Annotated in this window: 16 protein-coding genes and 1 pseudogene; 5 read left to right on the top strand and 12 right to left on the bottom strand. The window is 69.1% G+C overall.

What is annotated here, in order from left to right:
* Positions 1 to 87: 87 nt before the first annotated feature.
* The gene (locus CYFUS_RS34430; protein ID WP_095989079.1) at positions 88 to 1,536 is read right to left on the bottom strand and encodes an alpha/beta hydrolase; all 1,449 of its coding nucleotides are present in this window, start codon (positions 1,534 to 1,536) and stop codon (positions 88 to 90) included.
* A gap of 525 nt (positions 1,537 to 2,061) precedes the next feature.
* Between CYFUS_RS34430 and CYFUS_RS34425 the strand changes: the two are divergent.
* The 3 genes and pseudogenes from CYFUS_RS34425 to CYFUS_RS34415 all read left to right on the top strand — a co-directional run.
* Positions 2,062 to 2,394: pseudogene (locus CYFUS_RS34425) on the top strand (integrase core domain-containing protein); the annotation flags it as partial.
* The gene (locus CYFUS_RS54115) at positions 2,357 to 2,635 is read left to right on the top strand and encodes a DUF6310 domain-containing protein (protein WP_332468308.1); all 279 of its coding nucleotides are present in this window, start codon (positions 2,357 to 2,359) and stop codon (positions 2,633 to 2,635) included. The pseudogene CYFUS_RS34425 and the gene CYFUS_RS54115, both read left to right, overlap by 38 nt.
* A gap of 1 nt (position 2,636) precedes the next feature.
* Complete coding sequence (locus CYFUS_RS34415) at positions 2,637 to 3,392, top strand: DUF5953 family protein (protein ID WP_095989078.1); 756 nt, start codon at positions 2,637 to 2,639, stop codon at positions 3,390 to 3,392.
* A gap of 434 nt (positions 3,393 to 3,826) precedes the next feature.
* Here CYFUS_RS34415 and CYFUS_RS53235 read toward each other — a convergent pair whose 3' ends face one another.
* From CYFUS_RS53235 to rtcR, 8 genes are all read right to left on the bottom strand, one after another.
* Positions 3,827 to 6,079 carry a S41 family peptidase gene (locus CYFUS_RS53235; RefSeq protein WP_095989077.1) on the bottom strand — a complete coding sequence of 751 codons (2,253 nt, stop codon included), beginning with the start codon at positions 6,077 to 6,079 and terminating at the stop codon, positions 3,827 to 3,829.
* A 409-nt stretch (positions 6,080 to 6,488) separates the two neighbouring features.
* On the bottom strand, positions 6,489 to 7,028 hold the full coding sequence (locus CYFUS_RS34405) for a DUF2378 family protein (protein ID WP_157758828.1): 540 nt from the start codon (positions 7,026 to 7,028) through the stop codon (positions 6,489 to 6,491).
* A 45-nt stretch (positions 7,029 to 7,073) separates the two neighbouring features.
* Positions 7,074 to 7,661: a tRNA-uridine aminocarboxypropyltransferase gene (locus tag CYFUS_RS34400; RefSeq protein WP_095989075.1), complete on the bottom strand. Its 588-nt coding sequence runs from the start codon at positions 7,659 to 7,661 to the stop codon at positions 7,074 to 7,076.
* Entirely contained in the window at positions 7,658 to 8,203 is a 546-nt protein-coding gene (locus CYFUS_RS34395; RefSeq protein WP_002632263.1) for a hypothetical protein, read from the bottom strand. Before CYFUS_RS34395 ends, CYFUS_RS34400 begins: the two co-directional genes overlap by 4 nt.
* 106 nt (positions 8,204 to 8,309) lie before the next feature.
* Complete coding sequence (locus CYFUS_RS34390) at positions 8,310 to 9,185, bottom strand: DMT family transporter (protein ID WP_198316243.1); 876 nt, start codon at positions 9,183 to 9,185, stop codon at positions 8,310 to 8,312.
* Positions 9,186 to 9,313: 128 nt separating this feature from the next.
* Complete coding sequence (locus CYFUS_RS34385) at positions 9,314 to 10,666, bottom strand: hypothetical protein (protein ID WP_095989074.1); 1,353 nt, start codon at positions 10,664 to 10,666, stop codon at positions 9,314 to 9,316.
* Between the two features lie 98 nt (positions 10,667 to 10,764).
* Positions 10,765 to 11,673 carry a hypothetical protein gene (locus CYFUS_RS34380; RefSeq protein WP_095989073.1) on the bottom strand — a complete coding sequence of 303 codons (909 nt, stop codon included), beginning with the start codon at positions 11,671 to 11,673 and terminating at the stop codon, positions 10,765 to 10,767.
* Positions 11,674 to 11,863: 190 nt separating this feature from the next.
* Positions 11,864 to 13,483, bottom strand: coding sequence for an RNA repair transcriptional activator RtcR (rtcR, locus tag CYFUS_RS34375; RefSeq protein WP_095989072.1), 1,620 nt, complete (start codon positions 13,481 to 13,483; stop codon positions 11,864 to 11,866).
* A 143-nt stretch (positions 13,484 to 13,626) separates the two neighbouring features.
* Between rtcR and CYFUS_RS34370 the strand changes: the two genes are divergently transcribed.
* Both CYFUS_RS34370 and rtcA read left to right on the top strand, forming a co-directional pair.
* Entirely contained in the window at positions 13,627 to 14,862 is a 1,236-nt protein-coding gene (locus CYFUS_RS34370) for an RtcB family protein (RefSeq protein ID WP_095989071.1), read from the top strand.
* Between the two features lie 141 nt (positions 14,863 to 15,003).
* On the top strand, positions 15,004 to 16,029 hold the full coding sequence (gene rtcA / locus CYFUS_RS34365; RefSeq protein WP_095989070.1) for an RNA 3'-terminal phosphate cyclase: 1,026 nt from the start codon (positions 15,004 to 15,006) through the stop codon (positions 16,027 to 16,029).
* A 62-nt stretch (positions 16,030 to 16,091) separates the two neighbouring features.
* Here the strand turns inward: rtcA and CYFUS_RS34360 are convergent, their stop codons facing one another.
* The 3 genes from CYFUS_RS34360 to CYFUS_RS34350 are packed head-to-tail and all read right to left on the bottom strand — an operon-like array spanning position 16,092 to position 19,174.
* Positions 16,092 to 17,114, bottom strand: a complete 1,023-nt coding sequence (locus tag CYFUS_RS34360) for an MBL fold metallo-hydrolase (RefSeq protein WP_095989069.1) — start codon at positions 17,112 to 17,114, stop codon at positions 16,092 to 16,094.
* Complete coding sequence (locus tag CYFUS_RS34355) at positions 17,114 to 18,079, bottom strand: fumarylacetoacetate hydrolase family protein (RefSeq protein WP_095989068.1); 966 nt, start codon at positions 18,077 to 18,079, stop codon at positions 17,114 to 17,116. Before CYFUS_RS34355 ends, CYFUS_RS34360 begins: the two co-directional genes overlap by 1 nt.
* A 21-nt stretch (positions 18,080 to 18,100) precedes the next feature.
* Entirely contained in the window at positions 18,101 to 19,174 is a 1,074-nt protein-coding gene (locus CYFUS_RS34350; RefSeq protein ID WP_095989067.1) for a 2,4,5-trihydroxytoluene oxygenase, read from the bottom strand.
* Position 19,175: the final 1 nt, after the last annotated feature.

Here is a 19,175-nt window from a genome sequence, read left to right as displayed (position 1 = left end):
GAGGTGAGGTGGAGCGACTGCCGCGAGTGGTGCGTCACCGGGTGCTGCGCCTTCTGGACAAAACCTCTTCGGTTGGGACGCCGACGTCTACCGGGCCTCGTTCCCATCCGCCTGGGAGGCGGTGGTGGCTGGGGGCTCGACGAGGAACCTGATGCGGCCCTCGGCCGCGCAGGAGATATCAGGCTGAACCGCGGGCTTGAGCAGGAACGCCCGGGAGATGTCCGCCGCGCAGGGATGGGAGGAGAGCACCGCGTGAGAGCCGCCCGCGATGACCACGTGGTGGCCATGCTTGAGGGACTGCACCGCGGCGCTCGCCAGCTCCGGCGGGGTGACGGGGTCGAACTCTCCGGAGAGCAGCAGCGTGGGCACCTTGGACACCACCGGTTCGTACCAGGCAGCCTCCGCGGTGCCCGCGGGCCACTGGGCGCAGGTGTTGAACATGTCGAGTTGCGTGGGCAGGAAGAAGCCCTGGAGTTCCGGCAGCGCCCCGGCCGCTCCCGTCGTCACCGCCTCGGGGGTGGTGGCGGACACCTCTTCGCGGCACAGAGTGGAGAGGTGCATGCCGTAGCTGAGACGCATGAACGACGTCAGCACCGGCGAGGCGCCGATGGCGTTGCCGAGCAGCGTGGTCCGCTCCTCCTTCAGTGCGTGGAGCATGGCGGGGAGCGTCTCCAGAAGCGCCGGGTCCTGGAGGAAGCTGTGCAGGAATTGGACGAAGATGGCTCCGTTCACCTGCATGCGGCCACTCCGGCCCTCCGGGGTCTGGAAGACCACCAGGAGGGGCCGCGCGTTGAGGGACTGCACCACCGAGGAGAAGAGGGGCTCCAACGAGGGATGGCGGGCGTTGCAGGCTGCGTCCGCGGCGCAGAGCTCGAACACCTTGCGTAGGGAGCGGTCGAAGCCCGGCACCGCCTGGAGGTAGAGGTTGTCCCGCGGCGGCAGCACCGAGTCGACGATGGCGCTTCGCACGCGCTGTGGCGCCCGGCGGAGCACCTCCATCGCCAGCCGCGAGCCGTAGGCGGAGCCTCGGAGGTTGATGTGCTGGAACCCCAGCGCGACCCGGAGCGCCTCCACGTCCCCGGCGCTCTCCTGGGTGTTGTAGGCCGTGATGTCAATGCCCTGGCTCTGCAGGCGCGCACTGCACCGGCGCAGCGGGTCCGGATACGGCATACCGACCTCCCAGCACTCCAACGCCGGCTGGGACGCTCCGACGCCGCGCTGGTCGAACACGATGAGCTGCCGGTCCGGGGTGAGGGCCTCCACCCGCTCCCGTGTCAGGGTGCTCGCGAGGTAGGCGGCGCGAACTCCCGGGTTTCCCTCCAGGAGCACCACCGGATCCTTCGCCTTCACCTCCTCGGGGTTTCCGAAGAGGGCCACCGCGAGGCGGATCCACTTGCCCTCCGGTTGGGCGTGGTGCTCCGGGACGGCGACGTAGCCGCACCGCACCGTCTCGCCTTCCACCTGGTCAGGTGCCAACGAGAACCAGCACGGCGTTGGCTCGAAGCCCGCTGGCGCGAGCTTCTTCACCAGGGGCATGCCAGTGCTGTCCGTTGCGGAGGGCGGCTCGGCCTCGTCCGCCTAGCCGCAGCCCGCGAGCAGCAACCCACTTCCCACCCGCACCAGCCAACGCGTCAGCCCACTTCTCGAGAAACGCATGCGTCCTCTTGGGTTTGGTTGGGCACGGCGTGTCGCGTTCAGCCGCGGGCCTTCCCCTGGAGGTGTGGCCCCGTGCGCCAGTCCTCGGTCTGGCACGATTACAGGAATTATTGAAAATTTTGAACCCCTTGTGCTTCCTGGATTGCCAGAAAAGCATGACGCCGTGTGTCGTGGAGCGCATGGCGGGGGCTCGGTCCACCCGCCGCGCTGGCGCGGTGCTCACCGGCCGGGGTTGGGCCGGCGCCCCCCAGGCCGGGCTGCTGCGCAGGACGGAAAGCCGCGTGGTGTTGAAGCTCAAGACACCCAAGAAACCCAGGGCCCCTGCCGCGCACCTCAGGGGAGGGCGGCCCAGGGAGCGAGGGCGCCCGCCGGAGGGCATGAGCCTCAAGGAGCGGATGAAGCGCACGCCAGCCACCGCAGGGGTTGTTGCACCACTCGGACCGGGGCAGCCAGTACGCCAGCACCGACTACCAGCAGGCACTGGCTGCTCGGGGCATCCAATGCAGCATGTCGCGCAAGGGCAACTGCTGGGACAACGCCGTGGTGGAGAGTTTCTTCAGCAGCTTGAAGCAGGAACTCGTCTACACCACCGCCTTCGCCACGCACGAGCAGGCTCGGCTGGCCCTCTTCGAATACATCGAGGTCTTCTACAACCGCCAGCGGCGGCACTCTTCGCTGGGCTACGTCAGTCCAGTGGATTTTGAGCTTGCGGCCTTACCGCAAAAGTTGGCATCTTAGCCCTACTGTCCACGTAACCGGGGCAAGCCCAGTCAAGACCGACAACTTCGACACGTACCCGGAGGCCCTTCGAGAATTTGTGATCAGAGATCAGTTGGCGAAATTGCGGATTGAGCGCGACCTTGCAAGGGCCTGCGGCTTTGACTTCCGGGTTGGTGTGCGAAGCAAAGCGCACAAGGAAGCGCTGGAAGAAGCGGACCCGACCTTCGATGGTCTCATCGTCGTCATGAACTGGTGCTGAGATGACGGCCAAGCAAAAGATTACCCTCATCGTCTACGCACCCGCGCTCGTGGGTGACGACAGCCGCCCTGTGGCCGTGGTTCATGGGATGGAGCGTGCGTTCCCTGGCCTGCGCCTGGGGTGGAGGATTTCTGAACAGGGGCATTTCATCCCCTTGCCACAGCGCGACGCGGCGGTCGCTCTAGAGAGGCCGGACGGGGGATTTCCGCTCATCAGCAACGACAATGAGAGCGCCCTCGTGACGGTGACGGGATTGGAAACCTCGGCGGTCAGCTCGTCAGGCGGTCAGGCCCAACTTGAAGTCCATGCGAGGTTGCCTCTAACGCCAGAGGGCATCGCGGCAGCCGCAGACGTGCTGGAGGCCGTGGCAGAAGCCGCGCGCGCGTACTGGGGGCATGCCACGCCTTCCAGGGCGGGGCTGGACATCGCACGGCAGACGAAGAACTGGGCGGCCAACCCGCAGCCTCCCCCCCGGGGATTGCCGGCACTCAAGCTCGCGTGGGACATCCCTTCGCCTGAGATTCCGCATCGGCTGGGATGGCTCAATTACTGGTCTGCCGCTGCCGCACGCGCCATCGGGTTCCCGGACCCGGCCCGAGACGCGGAGCTGCTGTCTCGTGCACGGCGTACCGCGACGGGCGGGCGGGTCGTGCAGCTCACCGATGCGCCGCTCGACCTGGACAACCCTGCGCACCTAGACGCGCTTAAACGGGCCTACGAGCGCTTCCCGGAGATCGGCGGGCGCTCGGCCCCTTGAGTTGAGGTTGGCACGGCTTCAGGGCGCCGCCTGCTGGCTCACCGGGAAGGTGACGTTCCCGAGGGTAACGGTACGGGGCCCCTGTGCTTCCCACAGCTTGACGTACAGCTACGCTTGCCGGGCGGCTCTCGCCCGTGGGCGTGTAGCTGTAGCTCCAGGCCACCTCCAGCCCGAGCGCGTTGGCTGGCCGCTCCCTGACCTGCGAGCGAATTTTGTTGGACGCCACGACCCCGGCCCCCTCCAGCCATGCGACCCCCATGAGTCCGCCCGGCTCCTGACGCTCGGCCAGAGGCCGCGCCTTGTCCTCCTGACACTGGCGCGCTTCGGCCTGTGTTGGAGGCAGCTTCCAACCACCCGTGATCACAGCGTAAAACAGTGGACGCGGCGGGAATCGAACCCGCCGCTGGAGGCCTCTGGACGGTTGGGAGGCTCGCCTACCGCGGCGTCCCTCCCGTCACCTTGGTGCCCACGCCCTTGCTCACGAGGTATTTGAGCGCCCGTTCCAGTACCTCGTCCTGGCCCTTCTGGACGCTCGCGAGGGAGGGCCGCACGAAGACCTGGGGCTTGAGCCCCACGCGCTGCAACTGACGGCCGTCCACGTGCCGCACGTCGTCGCCGGAGAAGAGCAGCGCGATGCCGCCCGGGAGCACCATGTTGGTGACATCGCCGTCGGCGCCCGCGCTGGTCGTGCCGATGAAGGTGGTGTTGTTGGCCGCCTCGAGGAACAGGCCCGTGTACTCGGCCTGGCTGATGGTCCGCTCGTCGATGAGCATCACCGTACGGCCGACATAGGGGGTGACGTCGGCCTGGGGCAGGGGCTGGAAGTACTTGTAGCGTCCACCCAGCTCCTCCGCCGAGACGATGTTGCGCTCGATGATCGCCCCGTAGGGCGCCTTGCGCGCGTTGAGGTACGGCGCGATCGCCCAGACGGTGCCGTTGGGATAGCCGCGCATGTCGAACACGAGCGCCTTCGTGCTCTTCATCTTCTCGAACATTGTGGACACGTCGGTGGGCCGCAGGCGCGTCAGGTCCACGTAGCCCACGCCGTTGCCCAACATGCGCCAGGCATCTCCCGTGGGCGGCTTCTGCAACGACTGCATGCTCCGGGTGAAGCGCACCTGCTTGCGCTGTCCCGCGGCGTCGCGCACGCCCACCGTGGCCTGGCTTCCCTCGGCTCCCGACAGGGCACGCGCCAGCAGGCGGTGGCGCAGGTGCGTGGGTGTCGAGGCCGTGACGTAGGGCTTGAGCGCGTCCATCCGCTCCGCCAGGGGCTTGCCCTCGTACGTCTCGATGAGCTGTCCCGGAGCGAGCCCCGGGGCGGCCGCCTCGTCCCACACCCGGGTCACCACCGCCTTGCCCTCCAGCTCCATCGCCTCGAAGGGGGCCAGCACGCCGGCGATGCCGCGCTTCTCCAGCTCGGGGTGGCCGTGCAGGGTGGTGTGCCCGTCCTTGAGCAGCGTGCTCATCTCCGCCACCGCGAGCGCGTACTCGGCGGCGTCCTTGGCCTTGGAGAAGCGGGGCAGGAACGTGGAGAGGGCCTTGTCCCAGTCCTGATCCATCAGGTGTTTGTAGGGGTAGAAGAACTCGATGATGTTCCACATCCGGAAGAGCGCGAGCAGGCGATGGGGCCTGTCCGGGTAGGGCATGTCCGCGTACGCCTGGTCCGCCTGCCACCGGCCCGGGGGGAGATCCGCCTCGCGCACCTTGGGTGCCTTGCCGCGCACCGGCTTGCGCGCCAGCTCGAGCGCCTTGAGCAGCGCCTCGTCCTTGCCCGAGCGCGAGCGCTTGGGCAGCACGGCGTCCGCGCGCAGGGGCACGCCCAGCTCGCTCAAGCGCACCACCGCCGTCAACCCGGCGCCCAGGTCCACCCGCGTGCGCTCCACGCTCGAGCCATCGTCCAGGCGGCCCTCGGTGATGAGCTGCGCCAGGCCCTGCGCCTTCATGGTGAGCACGCGCGCGTCCACGGAGGACTGATCATCCAGCAGGAAGAGCAGGGGCAGGGCCTTGCCGGGGGCCTGGGGCGAGATGCGCTCGCCCGTCGAGGAGAGGAACGACGTGGCGAAGCCGCCGCTCGAGGAGATCGTCTGTGGGCGGTAGCCCGAGTGGTACACGGCGCGGGGTCCGGGCACCTGCAGCTCCTGGGTGAGCAGGAGCGGCAGCACCTCGCCCAGGGCCTGGCGCATGGACTCGGAGGCGCGCGCGTCCAGTCCCCGGGCGCGCAGATCGAGGATGACGGCCTTGGCCCGGGTGAGCTCCTCGCGCAACGGGGCGGTCGGCTGCATCACGCCCATGTTGACCACGAGCACGTCCTTGCCCTCCCACCGGCGCGGCTCGCGCGTGCGCGCCGGATCGGCCGGCGTGCCTTCCTGCCGCTCGTCGGGGCGGAGGATCCGCGTGGCGGGATCGTTGAGCGCCTCCAGCATGTCCTGGACGGCCGCGGCGTAGGCGGCTCGGTCCTTGGCGGCCTCGACGCGGGGCAGCGCCGTCATCAGGGCGGCGTCCCAGTCGATGGATTTGTAGGCCAGGGAGGGGTGGCGGTACTTCACCTGGCCCCACAAACGGGCCAGACGGTTCAGCCGCTCCTCGGGGGAGGGAAGCTCGGGGGCGTTGGGGGTCGGCGCCGCCGAGGCCGTCCAGGCGATGAGCCCGGCGGCCAGGATGAATCGGGTAAGCAGGGTGCGCAGCATGTGCCTTCCTGGAGGATGGAGACCATCCGGCACCGGCAGGCTAGCTCACCCCCGTGGATTCCCCGAAGGGCGGAGTGCGTCCGGGCCCAGACTCTCCGCTCGATCGCCGCCCCCGCCGCCGCGCGGAGGGGGGCCCCCTGGGTGTGAAGCCGTTCACTTCCCGGGAGTGAACGGCTTCACAGACTCGGGCAGGCAGGCGTGGGATGGTGCGCCTCGGAACAGGGAAGGGGGTTCCGGGTTGCGAGGGGGATCGCGACCTGGAGTCACCGGCCCCGGGAGGTGGGCGCCTCGTCCTGGGCCCCACCTCCCCGTTCCCGCGAGCCGGGGGGCACGCGGGATTTCTCCGTGGCCCGTTCCCCGGTGCCGAGAGGTATCGGGGGGCGGGCTTCGGTTTTTCCGGGGGAGAGACCTACGGCCTCCAGGTGATGTGGAAGGTGGCCTCGTGGGCCTCGCCCTGGGTCAGCAGCGTCACGGACACCTCCCGGGCGCCCGTCCTCGTCAGGGCCTCGGTCAGCAGGCCCCGGAAGAAGTTCGGGTGACGGGTGTGGTTGAACCACAGCTCGTAGTGGCTCGGCCCCACCTTGTTCAGCTTCGTCTCGGTGAAGTTGTTGGCGCTGCGGAAGTTGCGGCTCATCCGCTCGAGCGACCGGTGGGGACCGATGACCCGCGTCACCGCGGCCACCGCCTTGCCCATCGCCGTCTGCTGGTAGGTGCGCATGAAGGCCCGGCCCAGCTCGAAGCCGGCTTCCTCCCGCGGCAGCCGGGGCCAGAGCTCGGTCGCGATGAAGTCGAGCACCTGGGTGTACTTCTCCACCGGATAGGCCGGCTGGAGCTGACGGGGATCGACGCCCAACGCTCGAAGCGCGGTGAGGTGCTCGGCCGTGAGGGGTTGGCCCAGCACGCGCAGCAGGGCCTCCATCGTGTAGTCGTAGACCAACTTCTCCGTCACGGCGCTCACCCTACACCAGGCGGGCGCCGCGAACCGGCTTCCCGCTCAATCCTCGTCGGAGAGCCGGCCCCGGGCGGCCAACACCCGGTCGATCATCAGCTCGTGCAGCGCGTAGAGGGGCCGGGCCACCTCCTCCCCCTCCAGCACGGAGAGTGCGCCGGCGATCGCCTCCACCGTGGACATGCCGTAGGGGTGGGGGGGGCGGCGCAGGCGCCGGGTGTCCGCGGCGGGCGGGGGCAGGGCCACTCCCGGCATGCGGCTCAACCCCAGGCGCTGGTACATGCGCCGGGCCTGGGCCCAGTTGCCGTCGAGCACCAGCAGTCGCTCGGGTGGAGGCGCTCCGGATGGAGGGGGCGGGGCATCCGGGAAGACGATCCACGTGCCCGGCGAGTCCAGCACCGACAGCGCGAAGGGTTGGCCCGGCGCGCCATAGGGCAGGATGTGGCAGCGGGGCAGGGCGAGCGCCGCCAGGCGTGCCGTGTTGGTGGACTTGTGCGCTTCCTTGTGGTGGCGGATGACGAGCACCCCGGTGCGGGTGTCCACCCGCGGCACCTCGGCGCACAGACACAGGGCACACGGCAGGTAGCAGCCCGGACAACGACCGGCGAGATCCGCCGGAGTGCTGGACCTCATCGGCTCTGGCGGTAGCGCTGCATGAAGGCGCGCGCCTCGCGCAGCTTCGTCTCCACGAAGCGATCCTCGGCGTCCACCTCCTCGTCGGCATCCAGGGCGAGCTGGAAGAGGGCCGAGAGGTGCGCGGGGTTGATGTCCAACCACTCCGCGGTGCGATCCAACACGTTGCGGCGCTGGCCGCTGAACGTCTCGGGGTTCTCCTCGGGCATGCACCGACAGATGCGCGCCGAGTCGCTGCCCACGTCCACGTAGAGCCCGAGCACCTCGGTGTCCAGCTCGGTGGAGATGGCGGCGGCCGCCTCGGTGACGTGGGCGGCGAGGGCGTGCGCGGCGGAGCGCTCGGTCATGGAGCGCACGAGGTAGACGCGCCAGCCGGCCTCGCCCAGCGTGCCCGCGGCCTCGAGCGGCGCGAGTTCGGCGGGCGGGGCGGAGATGCGCGTGAGCACCCGGCGCACGGGGGCCTCGATGTGCTCGAGCTGGGCGCTCGAGGTCGGGCAGAAGAAGACGACGCGGTACTCACGGCTGTCGATGGAAGGTTCCATACGGGTACTGCTTCCGTGGGGGCATGACGGACTGGCTTGGAAGGAAGGGAAAAGAGGACCATTCCCCCGGCCCCGAGCGCAAGCGGGGATTTATGAGGGATTCCATTTATGTGCATCCCACGCTCGGCGCCACCTCGACGGACGGGGCGGGAGCACGGGGGGCCCGGGCCACCCAGACGCCGGTGCCCAGGACGATGAGGCCCCCCACGAGTCCGGAGGGACCGAGCGGCTCGGCGAACACCCCCCAGCCCACCAGGGCGGCCGTCAGCGGCTCCAGGTACGTGAGGGCCGAGCCGGCGGCGGCGGGCACGCCCTTGAGCCCGGCGGAGAAGAGGGAGTTGCCCACGATGCCACACAGGAGGCCGCCTCCCCCCACCCACAGCAGGCGCACGTCCAGGGCGGGAGGGAGGGCCTCGCGCCCGAAGACGAGCAGGAGCACGAGCGCGGACAGGGGGGCGTGCAGCGAGTTGATGGCCAGGGGCGAGAAGGCGCGGGAGGCCTCCTTGATGGAGAGCACGTTGGCCGCGAAGAAGAGGGCGCTGGCGCCGCCGAGCAGGGCCGTCCGGGGGTCGGCGAGGCCGCCGCGGGGCGTGCCCAGCAGGAGCGCGAGGCCCAGCAGGGTGAGGGGGGCGCCCAGCAGGGCTCGGGGGGAGCGGCGCTCGCGCAGCACCCACGGGGCGGCGAGCGCGATGAGCAGGGGGGCCAGGTAGTGGGTGAGCACGGCGACGGCGACCGGACCGCGCTGCACGGCGGCGAAGAAGAGGGCGGCGTTGGCGGCGTCGCACAGCGCGAGCACCCCGAGCGCGAGCGTGGCGCGCCGGTCGCGCCAGGCCCCGGGGCTCAGCACGAAGGGCGCCGGCAGCGACATGATCACCAGGGACAGGAAGGCGCTCTGGGTGCCGGACAGGCCCGCGGGCCGCAGGAAGAGGGACCAGCAGCCCCAGAGGGCGGCGCCCGCCGCGACCATGAGGAAGGACTTCACGTGGACTCCTGGAAGGGCCGGGCGCGTGGGCCCGGGCGCCGGCAGCCTACCCCGCGAGTGCCCCGGGCGGCGCGGGAGAAGCCGGATGGCGGAGGGGCGCGCTCGCCCGGAAGCCCGGCGAAGGGGCATCAGCCGATGCGGCCGATGACGGCGCCCCGCTCGTAGACGGTGATGGGACCGTCCTCGGAGACGTTGAGGGCCACGCCGCGGAAGCTCGCGCGCCAGGCGGCGAGCGCCCGCGCCCCGGGCATGCTGGGCTCGCGCACCCCCAGGCGGGCGATCTCCTTGGGGCTGGAGATCATGCAGGCGATGTCGAGGACGCTGCCGTCCGCGTCGAGCACGACGGCACCGTCGGTGGTGGCCGCGGCGGTGATGACCTGGCGCTGCGCCCAGATGGCGATGTTCTGGCCGCGCAGGGAGCGGCGCAGGTGGGAGTTGGCGGCGAGCGGGTGGCCGTGGTCGGGGATGAAGTCGGTGAGGTCCTCGCGCGAGTCGAGCAGGCAGAAGAGGGCGCCGGTGCGCTCGAAGGCCAGATCGATGGCGGCGCGGAGCACGCCGGTGACGACGTCCTCGCGAAAGCGCATGGAGATGCGCTCGTGCAGGGCCGCGTAGTCCAGCACGCGCCAGTGGCCGTGGGTCTTCTGGAAGACGGAGCCCTTGCCACTGAGGATGAACAGGTCGCCCTGGGGCGAGGCCACGAGCGCGACGTCATGGGGCGAGTGGGACAGCACGGCCTGCACGGGCAGGAGCGTCTCGTGGGGGGCGTAGCGCAGCGCGGCCTCCTGGCGATCCATCTCGGCGAGCGAGATGAAGCCGATGATGCTGCCGGAGTGCATGCTGCCGAGCAGGGCGACGCGGCGGCCGTCCACGACGGTGCGGATCCACTTCTCGCGCAGGAGCGCGTTCTCGATGGAGATGCCGCCCGGCAGGGGGATGAACTTGTTCTGCAGCTTCTGCACGAGCTTGGGCGCCTGGCGCGCGACGATGAGGCAGTGGCGCACGGCGCGGCCCTCGTAGGTGAGGGCCATGGAGTCCTCCACGGCGCGGATCCAACTGGACATCTGCTGGGGCCGGTAGTTGAGGAAGCGCGCGACGGCGCGGCGCAGGCGGGTCTGCTCGAGCGAGACCCAGTGCTCGTTGAGGGGCAGGGCGGCGGAGACGCGGTTCAGGTCGTCGTTGAAGACGCGGCAGAAGGAGCGGGCGAAGTGGCTGTCGCTGGTGCGCACGGGGCGCCGCAGGTCGATGAGCAGGCCGGCCTGGGGGGTGGGCTGATCATCGAAGTAGAGCAGGGCGGCCAGCCGCGTCTCGTCGAGTGGAATCACCTTGGGCTTGAGGGCCGCGCGGGTGCCCAGCGCCTCGACATGGGCGGCGAGCTCGTCCGCCGACAGGGTGGACGTGATGCTGCCCGGGAAGATGTCCTTGAAGACGGTGGCCAGCGAGGCGAGTGCATCGAAGATGGCCAGGGGCCTGCGCGTTCGCATCGGGGGGCATCCTATAAGGGATGCGGCCCCCGCCTAAGATCCTCGTCGCTGGCTCGTGGCGGAATTTTCCTGGGTCGCTCCCGAGGGGAGCGCTCGCGTCAATCGCAGGTGCCGCAGTCCTGCTTGCAGGAGGGACCCGCGTTGTTTCTGGCGCAGGTCTCCGGGAACTGGCAGCGCCCATCCCCACAGGTGTAGATGTCCTGGGGGCGCAGCCGGGTGCTGAGCGCGTGGTAGGTGACGCCGCCGCGGGTGCACCGCGTGAAGTAGGTCCCCGTGGCGTCGTGCTGGCAGACCGCATGGCAGCTGCCGACGTGCACGAGGGGTGCGCACTCCTTCTTTCCCATCAGCGCGCACGCGCGCAGGCTCGACTGGTTGCCGTCCAGCATGCCCTGGTCGTTGCCGACGAACAGGCCGGCTCCATTGAAGAGGTTGCCGAAGAAGCAGGCCTCGCGCAGGGAGTACTCCGCCAGCTCCCCGCTCGTCGTGGAGATGCGAACCCCCCTGGCGCTGGTGCCCTGCACCGACAGGAGGACCGAGCGCCCATACTTGTTGGTGAGGGCCGCCAGACACGCGCTGACGACCTGCTGCTCCTCCAGGGTCGCCGCCGCGCCGTTGGCCCAGCCCGGTGCCAACCCCAGGCCGCCCGGCCACACATAGGTGGTGGAGCCCAGCGTGTAGCCGCGCTTCTGACCCTCGGGCACGGCGCAACGCACCAGGTACTTCATGAAGACGTTGGACTCGGACGGGCGCTGCCGGAACCAGGAGGCGAACAGGGGACTGGCCAGGCCGTTGAAGGCGAGCCCGTTGAAGGCCAGGCCGTTGAAGGCGAGCCCGTTGAAGGCCAGACCGTTGAAGGCGAGCCCGTTGGGTGTCAGGCCGTTGTCATCCTCGATGGCCTGGGTCACCTGCCCGGGTGCTGCCTCGGAAGGGGTGGCGGCTTCCTCGATCGGACCACAACCCGTGGCGAGAGCCACCCACAGCATTGCGCGCGGCACGAGCGTCTTCATGGTGTTCTCCTGGTCTGGTGGGTGCCGCACCTCGGGGCAAATCGGCGGCGGTGTAGGCTGCCGGGAAAATTTCGGCATTTCCGCGAGACTGGGAAGCGTGTGAAGGAAGGTTTCCCGTGGGTCCGTCGTCCAGGAACGGTCGATTCGTCCCCCAGGGGACATCTCTCCGGGGAGACCCCTTGTGGCTCACTCAGGCCTGTACGCCGGTCCACTCCAGGCCGAAGCGGGCGAGGTATTTGCGCAGCCGATCCGCGTCGTTGACGCTCTTCTTCTGTGCCCGGGAGCAGGCGAAGAGCATCCGCCCCGCGTCGGACAGGGAGCGGGCCTCGCGGCACACGGCGAGCACCTCCTCGAGCTGGGCCCGGTCGAAGCGGTCCAGGGCCTCGGCCTTGTCCTTCCCGAGCACCCGCGTCACCAGCTCCTCCGCCACGGGCTGGGTCGCGGACGGAGTGGGGAGCCACGCGGCGCGCAGCCGCTCCAGCTCCTCGTCCACGCCCTCGCGGGTGATGCGGCCGCCGGGGGCGAGCGTGGCCATGCGTAGCACGGCGGCGTTGAGGTCGCGGAAGTTGCCGCTCCAGCGGGCCTCGGCGGAGGTGGCGAAGCGCAGGAAGTGGGCCTGGGCCTCCTTGTTCATCGTCACGCGTGTGTCGAGCGCCTGCGAGGCCTGATCCATCTCATAGAGGAGGTTGGGGAGGATGTCCTCGGGCCGCTCGCGCAAGGCGGGCAGCCGGAAGGTCCACAGGTTGATGCGCGCGAGCAGATCCTCCCGGAAGCGTCCGCGCTCCACCTCGGTGAGCAGATCCCGGTTGGTGCCCGCCAGCAGCTGGAAGTCGCTCTCCACCTCCTTGTCCGAGCCCACCGGCAGGAAGCGCTTGTCCTCGAGCGCGCGCAGGAGCATGGCCTGCTCGTCCGCGCCCAGCTCGCCGATTTCATCCAGGAAGAGCACGCCCGCGTTCGCCTGGCGCAACAGCCCCGGCCGGTCTCCCACCGCGCCGGTGAAGGCCCCCTTCACGTGGCCGAAGAGGGCGGACATGGCCCCGTCGCCGCGCAGGGTGGCGCAGTTGACGTCCACGAAGGGGCCGCTCACGTGTCGCCGCGCCTTCTTGAGCTGGTAGATGCGCCGGGCGAGTTGTGACTTGCCCGCTCCAGTGGGCCCCATGAGCAACAGGGGCGCGCGTGAGCTCGTGGCCACCTGCTCGATACGCTCGATGAGCCGGTTGAAGGCCGCGTTGCGCGTGTCGATGCCCGCCTTGAGGAAGGACAGGCCCTCGCGCTGCTCCTGCTGGAAGCGGCTCGCCAGCGTGTCGTACTTCGACAAATCCAGATCGATGAGGGTGTGTGTCCCCGGCCCGCCATGGTCCCGGCCGGGGGCCGGAGGCGAGGTCTGTACCAGCCGCGCGGGGATGTGCCGGCTCTCCACCAGGAGGAACAAGCTGATCTGCGTGATGTGCGTGCCCGTGGTGATGTGCACGAGGTAGTCCTCCTGCTCGGGCTGGAAGGGGTACGTGCGGGCGTAGTCGAGCAGGGCACCGTAGGTTTCCTCCAGGTCCCACGGATTGCGGATGCCCACGGCGGTCAGACGCACCTGCGTCTCGGGGGAGACCTGCTGGATGTCCTGCTCCACCGTGCGTGCCAGCTCCACCTGGGTGGGGGGATGGAGCAGCTCGAAGCGGTGCACCAGCAGATCTTCCTGCTGACAAAGCCCCACCGAGGGGCGCCACTTGTCCCACCTCCGGGGCCCCCTGCCCGCATCCAGGTTGGTCCCCAGCACCCCGAACACCACCGTCTCGCGGACTCGCGTCTTCGCCATGAGGATAGGGAATTTATCCCAGGAGATAGGAAAAAGGCCGGAGTTTCGGTGCTCCCCTGGGGAAGTGGGCTGGCACGCGGCCTGCTCTACCCCTCCGCGTGACCCGGGACGGACCCCGGGCAGACGATTCGAGGAAACAGACCATGCGGACCGAGCGCGACTACGAGGTGCTGACGAACGAGGCGGGTGGGGTGCCCATCAAGGCGTGGACGGTGGGGGTGCCGTTCGAGGACGAGGCGAAGAAGCAGCTTCGGGCGATGGCGGCCCTGCCCTTCGTGCACAAGTGGGTGGCGGTGATGCCGGACGTGCACCGCGGCTTCGGCGCGACGGTGGGCAGCGTGGTGGCGACGGCGGGCGCGGTGATTCCGGCCGCGGTGGGCGTGGATATCGGCTGCGGGATGATCGCCGTGCGCACCACGCTGCGCGCGGAGCAGTTGCCGGACTTGCTCGGCGGGGTGCGCTCGGCCATCGAGCGCGCGGTGCCGCACGGCCGCACCGACAACGGGGGTCGCAATGACCGGGGTGCCTGGAGGGAGGCGCCCGCGGCGCACCGCGAGGCCTGGGGCCGCCTGAAGCCCGGCTATGACGCCATCCTGGAGAAGCACCCGCGCCTGGGCCGGGGCCCGGACCTGGGACACCTCGGGACGCTGGGAACGGGAAACCACTTCATCGAGGTGTGTCTGGATGAGGCGGACCACGTCTGGGTGATGCTGCACAGCGGCTCGCGCGGGGTGGGCAACCGCATCGGCAGCCACTTCATCGAGCTGGCCAAGGAGGACATGCGCCGCTTCTTCATCCAGTTGCCGGAGGCGGACCTGGCGTACCTGCCCGAGGGCTCCGAGCACTTCGAGGACTACCTGCGCGCGGTGGGTTGGGCGCAGGAGTACGCGGCGACCAACCGCGAGTTGATGCTGCGCTCGACCGTGGAGGCGTTGCAGGCGAGCGGGGAGCTGCCGGAGTTCTCGCTCACGCAGGCGGCGGTGAACTGCCACCACAACTACGTGTCGCGCGAGCACCACTACGGCAAGAACGTGCTGGTGACGCGCAAGGGGGCGGTGCGGGCGCGCGAGGGCGACCTGGGCATCATCCCCGGGAGCATGGGGGCACGCTCGTACATCGTGCGTGGGAAGGGGAACGCGGAGTCCTTCCACTCGTGCAGCCACGGCGCGGGCCGGGTGATGTCGCGCGAGGCGGCCAAGCGGCGCTTCACGCTGGAGGACCACGCGCGGGCGACGGAGGGCATCGAGTGCCGCAAGGACGCGGACGTCATCGACGAGACGCCCGGGGCCTACAAGCCCATCGACGCGGTGATGCAGGCGCAGGCGAGCCTGGTCGACGTCGTCCACACGCTGCGGCAGGTGGTGTGCGTGAAGGGGTGAGAGGCAAGCACGGACCCTGGACCCGGGAGGACGCCATGAGGGGATAGAGACATCGAGACGCCCGCTTCCCTTCCGGTCAGTAGGATGGGGGAGCGGGCGTCGCTACGTGCGGGCAAAGGGAAGTACAGGGAGGGAGCTGAGATGGTTCGCATTGATGGTTCGAAGGGAGAGGGCGGCGGGCAGGTGCTGCGCACGTCGCTGGCGCTGGCGCTGGTGACGGGGACGCCCTTCCAGATGGTGAATATCCGCGCGGGGCGCTCCAAGCCGGGGCTGTTGCGCCAGCACCTCACGTCGGTGAAGGCGGCGGCGGCGGTGGGGGACGCGGAGGTGGAGGGGGCGCAGCTGCACTCGCAGGAGTTGACGTTCCGACCCCGGAGCGTGAAGCCCGGGGACTACCACTTCGCGGTGGGCACGGCGGGAAGCGCCACGCTGGTGCTGCAGACGGTGTTGCCGGCGCTCTTGAGCGCGAGCGGACCGTCCACGCTGGTGTTGGAGGGGGGGACGCACAACCCGGCGGCGCCGCCGTTCGACTTCCTGGCCAAGGCGTACCTGCCGCTGGTGCGGCGGATGGGGCCGGGGGTGGAGGCCACGCTGGAGCGGCCCGGGTTCTTCCCCGCCGGGGGAGGCAGGTTCCACGTGAGCGTGCAGCCGGCGCCGCTCGTGCCCCTGCACCTGCTGGAGCGGGGGAATGTGGTGCGGCGGCAGGCCACGGCGATGTTCTCCCAGGTGCCCTTCGACGTGGCGAAGCGGGAGTTGGAGACGGTGGGGCGCAGGCTGGGCTGGAGCGAGGAGGAGCGGCGGGTGGAGGAGCTGAAGCGCGCGCCCGGGCCGGGAAACGTGTTGTCGCTGGAGGTGGAGAGCGAGCACGTCACCGAGGTGTTCACCAGCTTCGGGGAGCGGGGCGTGCCCGCGGAGTCCGTCGCCTCGGCGGTGTCGGAGGAGGCGCGGGTCTACCTGGAGGCCGGGGTCCCCGTGGGACACCATCTGTGTGATCAGCTCATGTTGCTGCTGGCGCTGGCGCGCGGCGGCTCGTTCCGGACCCTGCCGCTGGATGGACACGCTCGGACGCAGCTTGAAACGTTCGCCCACTTCCTGGACGTGAAGCTCTCGGTGAATGAGCTCTCCGCTTCGGTGTTCGAGGTGGGCGTGGGTCAATCCTCCGTCTGAGCAGGAGCGGCGCTCTTGTCGCCCCGGCGTGGGGAGGCCCGAGACCCTGCTTTTCGTGTTCTTCAGGGCTTCGGCGGCAGGCTGATGCGCAGCCGGTCCCGGCCCACCACGACGCGTCCGTGATAGTGCTCGCTCATGCCGCGTTCGAAGACTTTCTCGGCGAGCCAGTTCGACGGGCTGGGAATCAAGTGGGTCAGGACCAGCGTCTTCACTCCGGCGCTTTCAGCCAGCTTCGCCAGCTCGAGTGTGTCCGCGTGGTAGTGGATGATTTCCTCGGTGTGCCGGGCTTGTCCGGTGTAACCCTCCCGCTTGCTGACCTCGAGCACGCGATCAATCAGCGTACGGCACAAGGCTTCGTGGACGAGGATGTCCGCACCCGCGGCAGCCGTGGCGACATGCGGGGACACCTTGGTATCGCCCGAGATGACGATGCTCTGGCCCGCGTAGTCGATGCGGTAGCCCAACGCTGGTGAGACGGGCTCGTGCTCGACGAGAAAGGCGCTGACGCGAACGTCGCCCGCCCGGTAGATCTCTCGGAGTTCGCCGTGTGCGGTGGGTTCTACCTCGTGCGCGGTGGCGGCGGCGTCTTCTGCCCGCAGTTGATCCGGACGACCGGCCGCGCGGAAGCCGAGATCGATGCTGTAGGCCTGCGCGAGCCCGGTGAGCACCTGCTGGACTCCTCGCGGCCCGTAGACCGGCAGCGCGGTCTTCCGACCGTAGATCCAGGAGTCGTTGATGAGCATGTCGAGTCCCCCGAAGTGATCTGAATGCCAATGGGTGATGAACACCGCATCGACTTCGTGCGTGTGCAAGCCCAGCAGATTCAGACTGCGGCTGGTGCCCTCGCCCGCATCGAAGACCAGGAGTTGATCCCCGGCGACGATCGCCAGACAGGAAGGCAAGTGCGTCTCGTCGGCCTGTGGCGTTCCGGTTCCGCACAGCACGAGATGGAGGCCGGGACCGAGATCTACGGGTGCGTTCGCCTGCTCCAGCCCCTGACGAATCTTGCTGTCGACGTAGGTATCACAGGCGGAGCAACTGGCCAGGAGCAACGTGAACAGTAGGCGGGGAAATGAATGTCGCATCAGTGAACTCCCTGTGACTCGTCCACCACACGGTTGCGCTGCACACCGAGGTTGATGGCGCCGTCCCGGCTGACGATGCGTGACTCGACCACGTCGCCCGCCTTCAAGTACTGGGTCCTCCGCGCCTGTGCCTTCATGAAGAGCTCCCACTTCTTCTTTTCCGAAAGCAGGACTCCCATGCGCTGCATGGCGGGGGAGGGGATGGAGAGCGCGCAACCGGCTGGCGTCCCGGTGGCGATCAAGTCCCCGGCGAGGAAGTCCTGCAGGCCCGAGAGCTCGGTGAGCGTCTCCGCCGGGCCGAACACGAGGTTGGCGGTGGAGTCCTGTTGCCGTACCTCTCCGTTGACCGTGAGCGTGAGCTGGAGCTTCTCGAGCTGAGGGATGTCCTGGGCCTCCAGCAGGCACAGGTAGGGGCCGACCGGTCCAAAGGTGCGGTAGCTCTTCCCCTTGTAGAACTGCATCTGCGGAATCTGCACGTCGCGCGCCGAGTAGTCGTTGACGATGACGATGCCGGCGATGAACTCGTGAAGGTTCGTCCGGGTCACCACGACTCCGCGGTTGAGCTCTCGCTTGAGGACCAGGCCCAGCTCGATTTCATAGTCCAGGAACCGCACGTGCGAGGGCTTCACCAGTTCGCTGTTCGCGGGCACGATGCAGCTCTGTGCCTTGGTGAAGATCATGTTGAAGGTCTTGGCGTGCGGATCCATGCCAGACTCGATCATGTGCTGCCGGTAGTTCGCGCCCTGGCAGACGAACTGCTGGTTGCGCGTCACCGGCGAAAGCAGCTTGACCTCTGTCTCGGCGAGGCTCGGACCCGAAAGCGTGGAGAGCTCGCCGATGCTCGTGCCGCGGATGAAGTCACCCGTGGTCGTGAAGTCGGCCGGAACCGGAGTGATCCGGTTCTCGCGTATCACGCCCCACCGGGCGCGGCCCTGCTGCTCGAAGTGCACGACATTCAATGCCATGATGGTATTCCTCGAAGATGTCTAGCCAAACAGACGCGCCAGTGTGCGCAGCTTGCCGATGCTCAGGTCCGGGCTGCGGCGCAAGTGGCGCAGGGCCCGGATGAGCGTCGCTGGCGTGAGCTTGGGTTGGGTGAAGCCGCGCGGCATCGGCTGGCCCCATTGCGCCATTGCGTCGCGCGAGGTCGGGTGTACGCCAGTGGCCACGTCGGCGGTGAAGAGATCGCCGTCGGTGTAGTGCTCATGCTTGTCGCCGTGGGGATCGTGCCAGTAGTCGAAGATCTGGCTGCCGAGGATGTGGCGGCCGATGCCCCAGGCATGTCTCCAACCCCTGTCGCGCAGCACACGCTGCCCCATGCCGACGGCGTCCGCGTCCACGACTTCGTAGGCGCTGTGGCTGTAGGTCGGCACCACGCCCTGTGCCAGGGCCAGCGTGTGATGGTCGGCCGGACGGTCGCCGAGATCCAGGCGCAGGAAGGCGACGGCCGGCGAGCCATCCGGCAGAACCTGCACGTCGGAGGGGATGAAGCCGAAGTGCCGCGTGTACCAGTCGGCGGTCGCCTGGTAGTCCGCCACTTCGAGCACCACGTGGCCCAGGCGGATGACTTCCGGCGGAGAGAGGGGGGGCCGCTGCGTGTCGTTGATGCGTGGCCGCTCGTCCGCGAAGTTGAGCCGTACCGGCGCCCGGTGCGGCAGTGCCGCGGCCTCGGCCATGCCGAACACGGCGTGCACCGTGAATCCGGAAGGATCCGTCAGGAGGATGCGCTCACCGCCGCCCGGCCAGGGCATTGGCTCGATCTCCGAGGCGCCCGGCAGCGCCGCGAGCTTTTCCAGATCCTCGCGCGAGCCCAAGCGCAGGCCGAAGCCGACGAAGCGCGGTTCGTTGCCTCGGAGTGCGACATAGCAGAACGGCGTGGGGGCCGTGCCGCGCAGGAACAGCGCTTCGTTCGTGCGCGCCGCCACGCGCAGGCCGAAGTCAGTGAGGAATCGCTCGGTGAGTTCGAGATCGGGACGCTCGAACATCAAATAGGCGAGTGCCTGGGCCTTCACCGTCGGGTTGGGATGACGGGCTGGGTGGGGGGTCAGAAGTCTCGACATG

This window comes from Cystobacter fuscus, from assembly GCF_002305875.1.
GTDB lineage: Bacteria > Myxococcota > Myxococcia > Myxococcales > Myxococcaceae > Cystobacter > Cystobacter fuscus_A.
The sequence above is the reverse complement of the archived record's forward strand: the minus strand, read 5'-3'. Positions and strand labels throughout refer to the sequence as shown.

Excerpts from the sequence above, each read along its gene's own strand:
- CYFUS_RS34430 (WP_095989079.1), bottom strand. The coding sequence starts at position 1,536 with ATGCCCCTGGTGAAGAAGCTCGCGCCAGCGGGCTTCGAGCCAACGCCG.
- CYFUS_RS34415 (WP_095989078.1), top strand. The coding sequence starts at position 2,637 with ATGACGGCCAAGCAAAAGATTACCCTCATCGTCTACGCACCCGCGCTC.
- CYFUS_RS53235 (WP_095989077.1), bottom strand. The coding sequence starts at position 6,079 with ATGCTGCGCACCCTGCTTACCCGATTCATCCTGGCCGCCGGGCTCATC.
- CYFUS_RS34400 (WP_095989075.1), bottom strand. The coding sequence starts at position 7,661 with ATGAGGTCCAGCACTCCGGCGGATCTCGCCGGTCGTTGTCCGGGCTGC.
- CYFUS_RS34395 (WP_002632263.1), bottom strand. The coding sequence starts at position 8,203 with ATGGAACCTTCCATCGACAGCCGTGAGTACCGCGTCGTCTTCTTCTGC.
- CYFUS_RS34385 (WP_095989074.1), bottom strand. The coding sequence starts at position 10,666 with ATGCGAACGCGCAGGCCCCTGGCCATCTTCGATGCACTCGCCTCGCTG.
- CYFUS_RS34380 (WP_095989073.1), bottom strand. The coding sequence starts at position 11,673 with ATGAAGACGCTCGTGCCGCGCGCAATGCTGTGGGTGGCTCTCGCCACG.
- rtcR (WP_095989072.1), bottom strand. The coding sequence starts at position 13,483 with ATGGCGAAGACGCGAGTCCGCGAGACGGTGGTGTTCGGGGTGCTGGGG.
- CYFUS_RS34370 (WP_095989071.1), top strand. The coding sequence starts at position 13,627 with ATGCGGACCGAGCGCGACTACGAGGTGCTGACGAACGAGGCGGGTGGG.
- rtcA (WP_095989070.1), top strand. The coding sequence starts at position 15,004 with ATGGTTCGCATTGATGGTTCGAAGGGAGAGGGCGGCGGGCAGGTGCTG.
- CYFUS_RS34360 (WP_095989069.1), bottom strand. The coding sequence starts at position 17,114 with ATGCGACATTCATTTCCCCGCCTACTGTTCACGTTGCTCCTGGCCAGT.
- CYFUS_RS34355 (WP_095989068.1), bottom strand. The coding sequence starts at position 18,079 with ATGGCATTGAATGTCGTGCACTTCGAGCAGCAGGGCCGCGCCCGGTGG.
- CYFUS_RS34350 (WP_095989067.1), bottom strand. The coding sequence starts at position 19,174 with ATGTCGAGACTTCTGACCCCCCACCCAGCCCGTCATCCCAACCCGACG.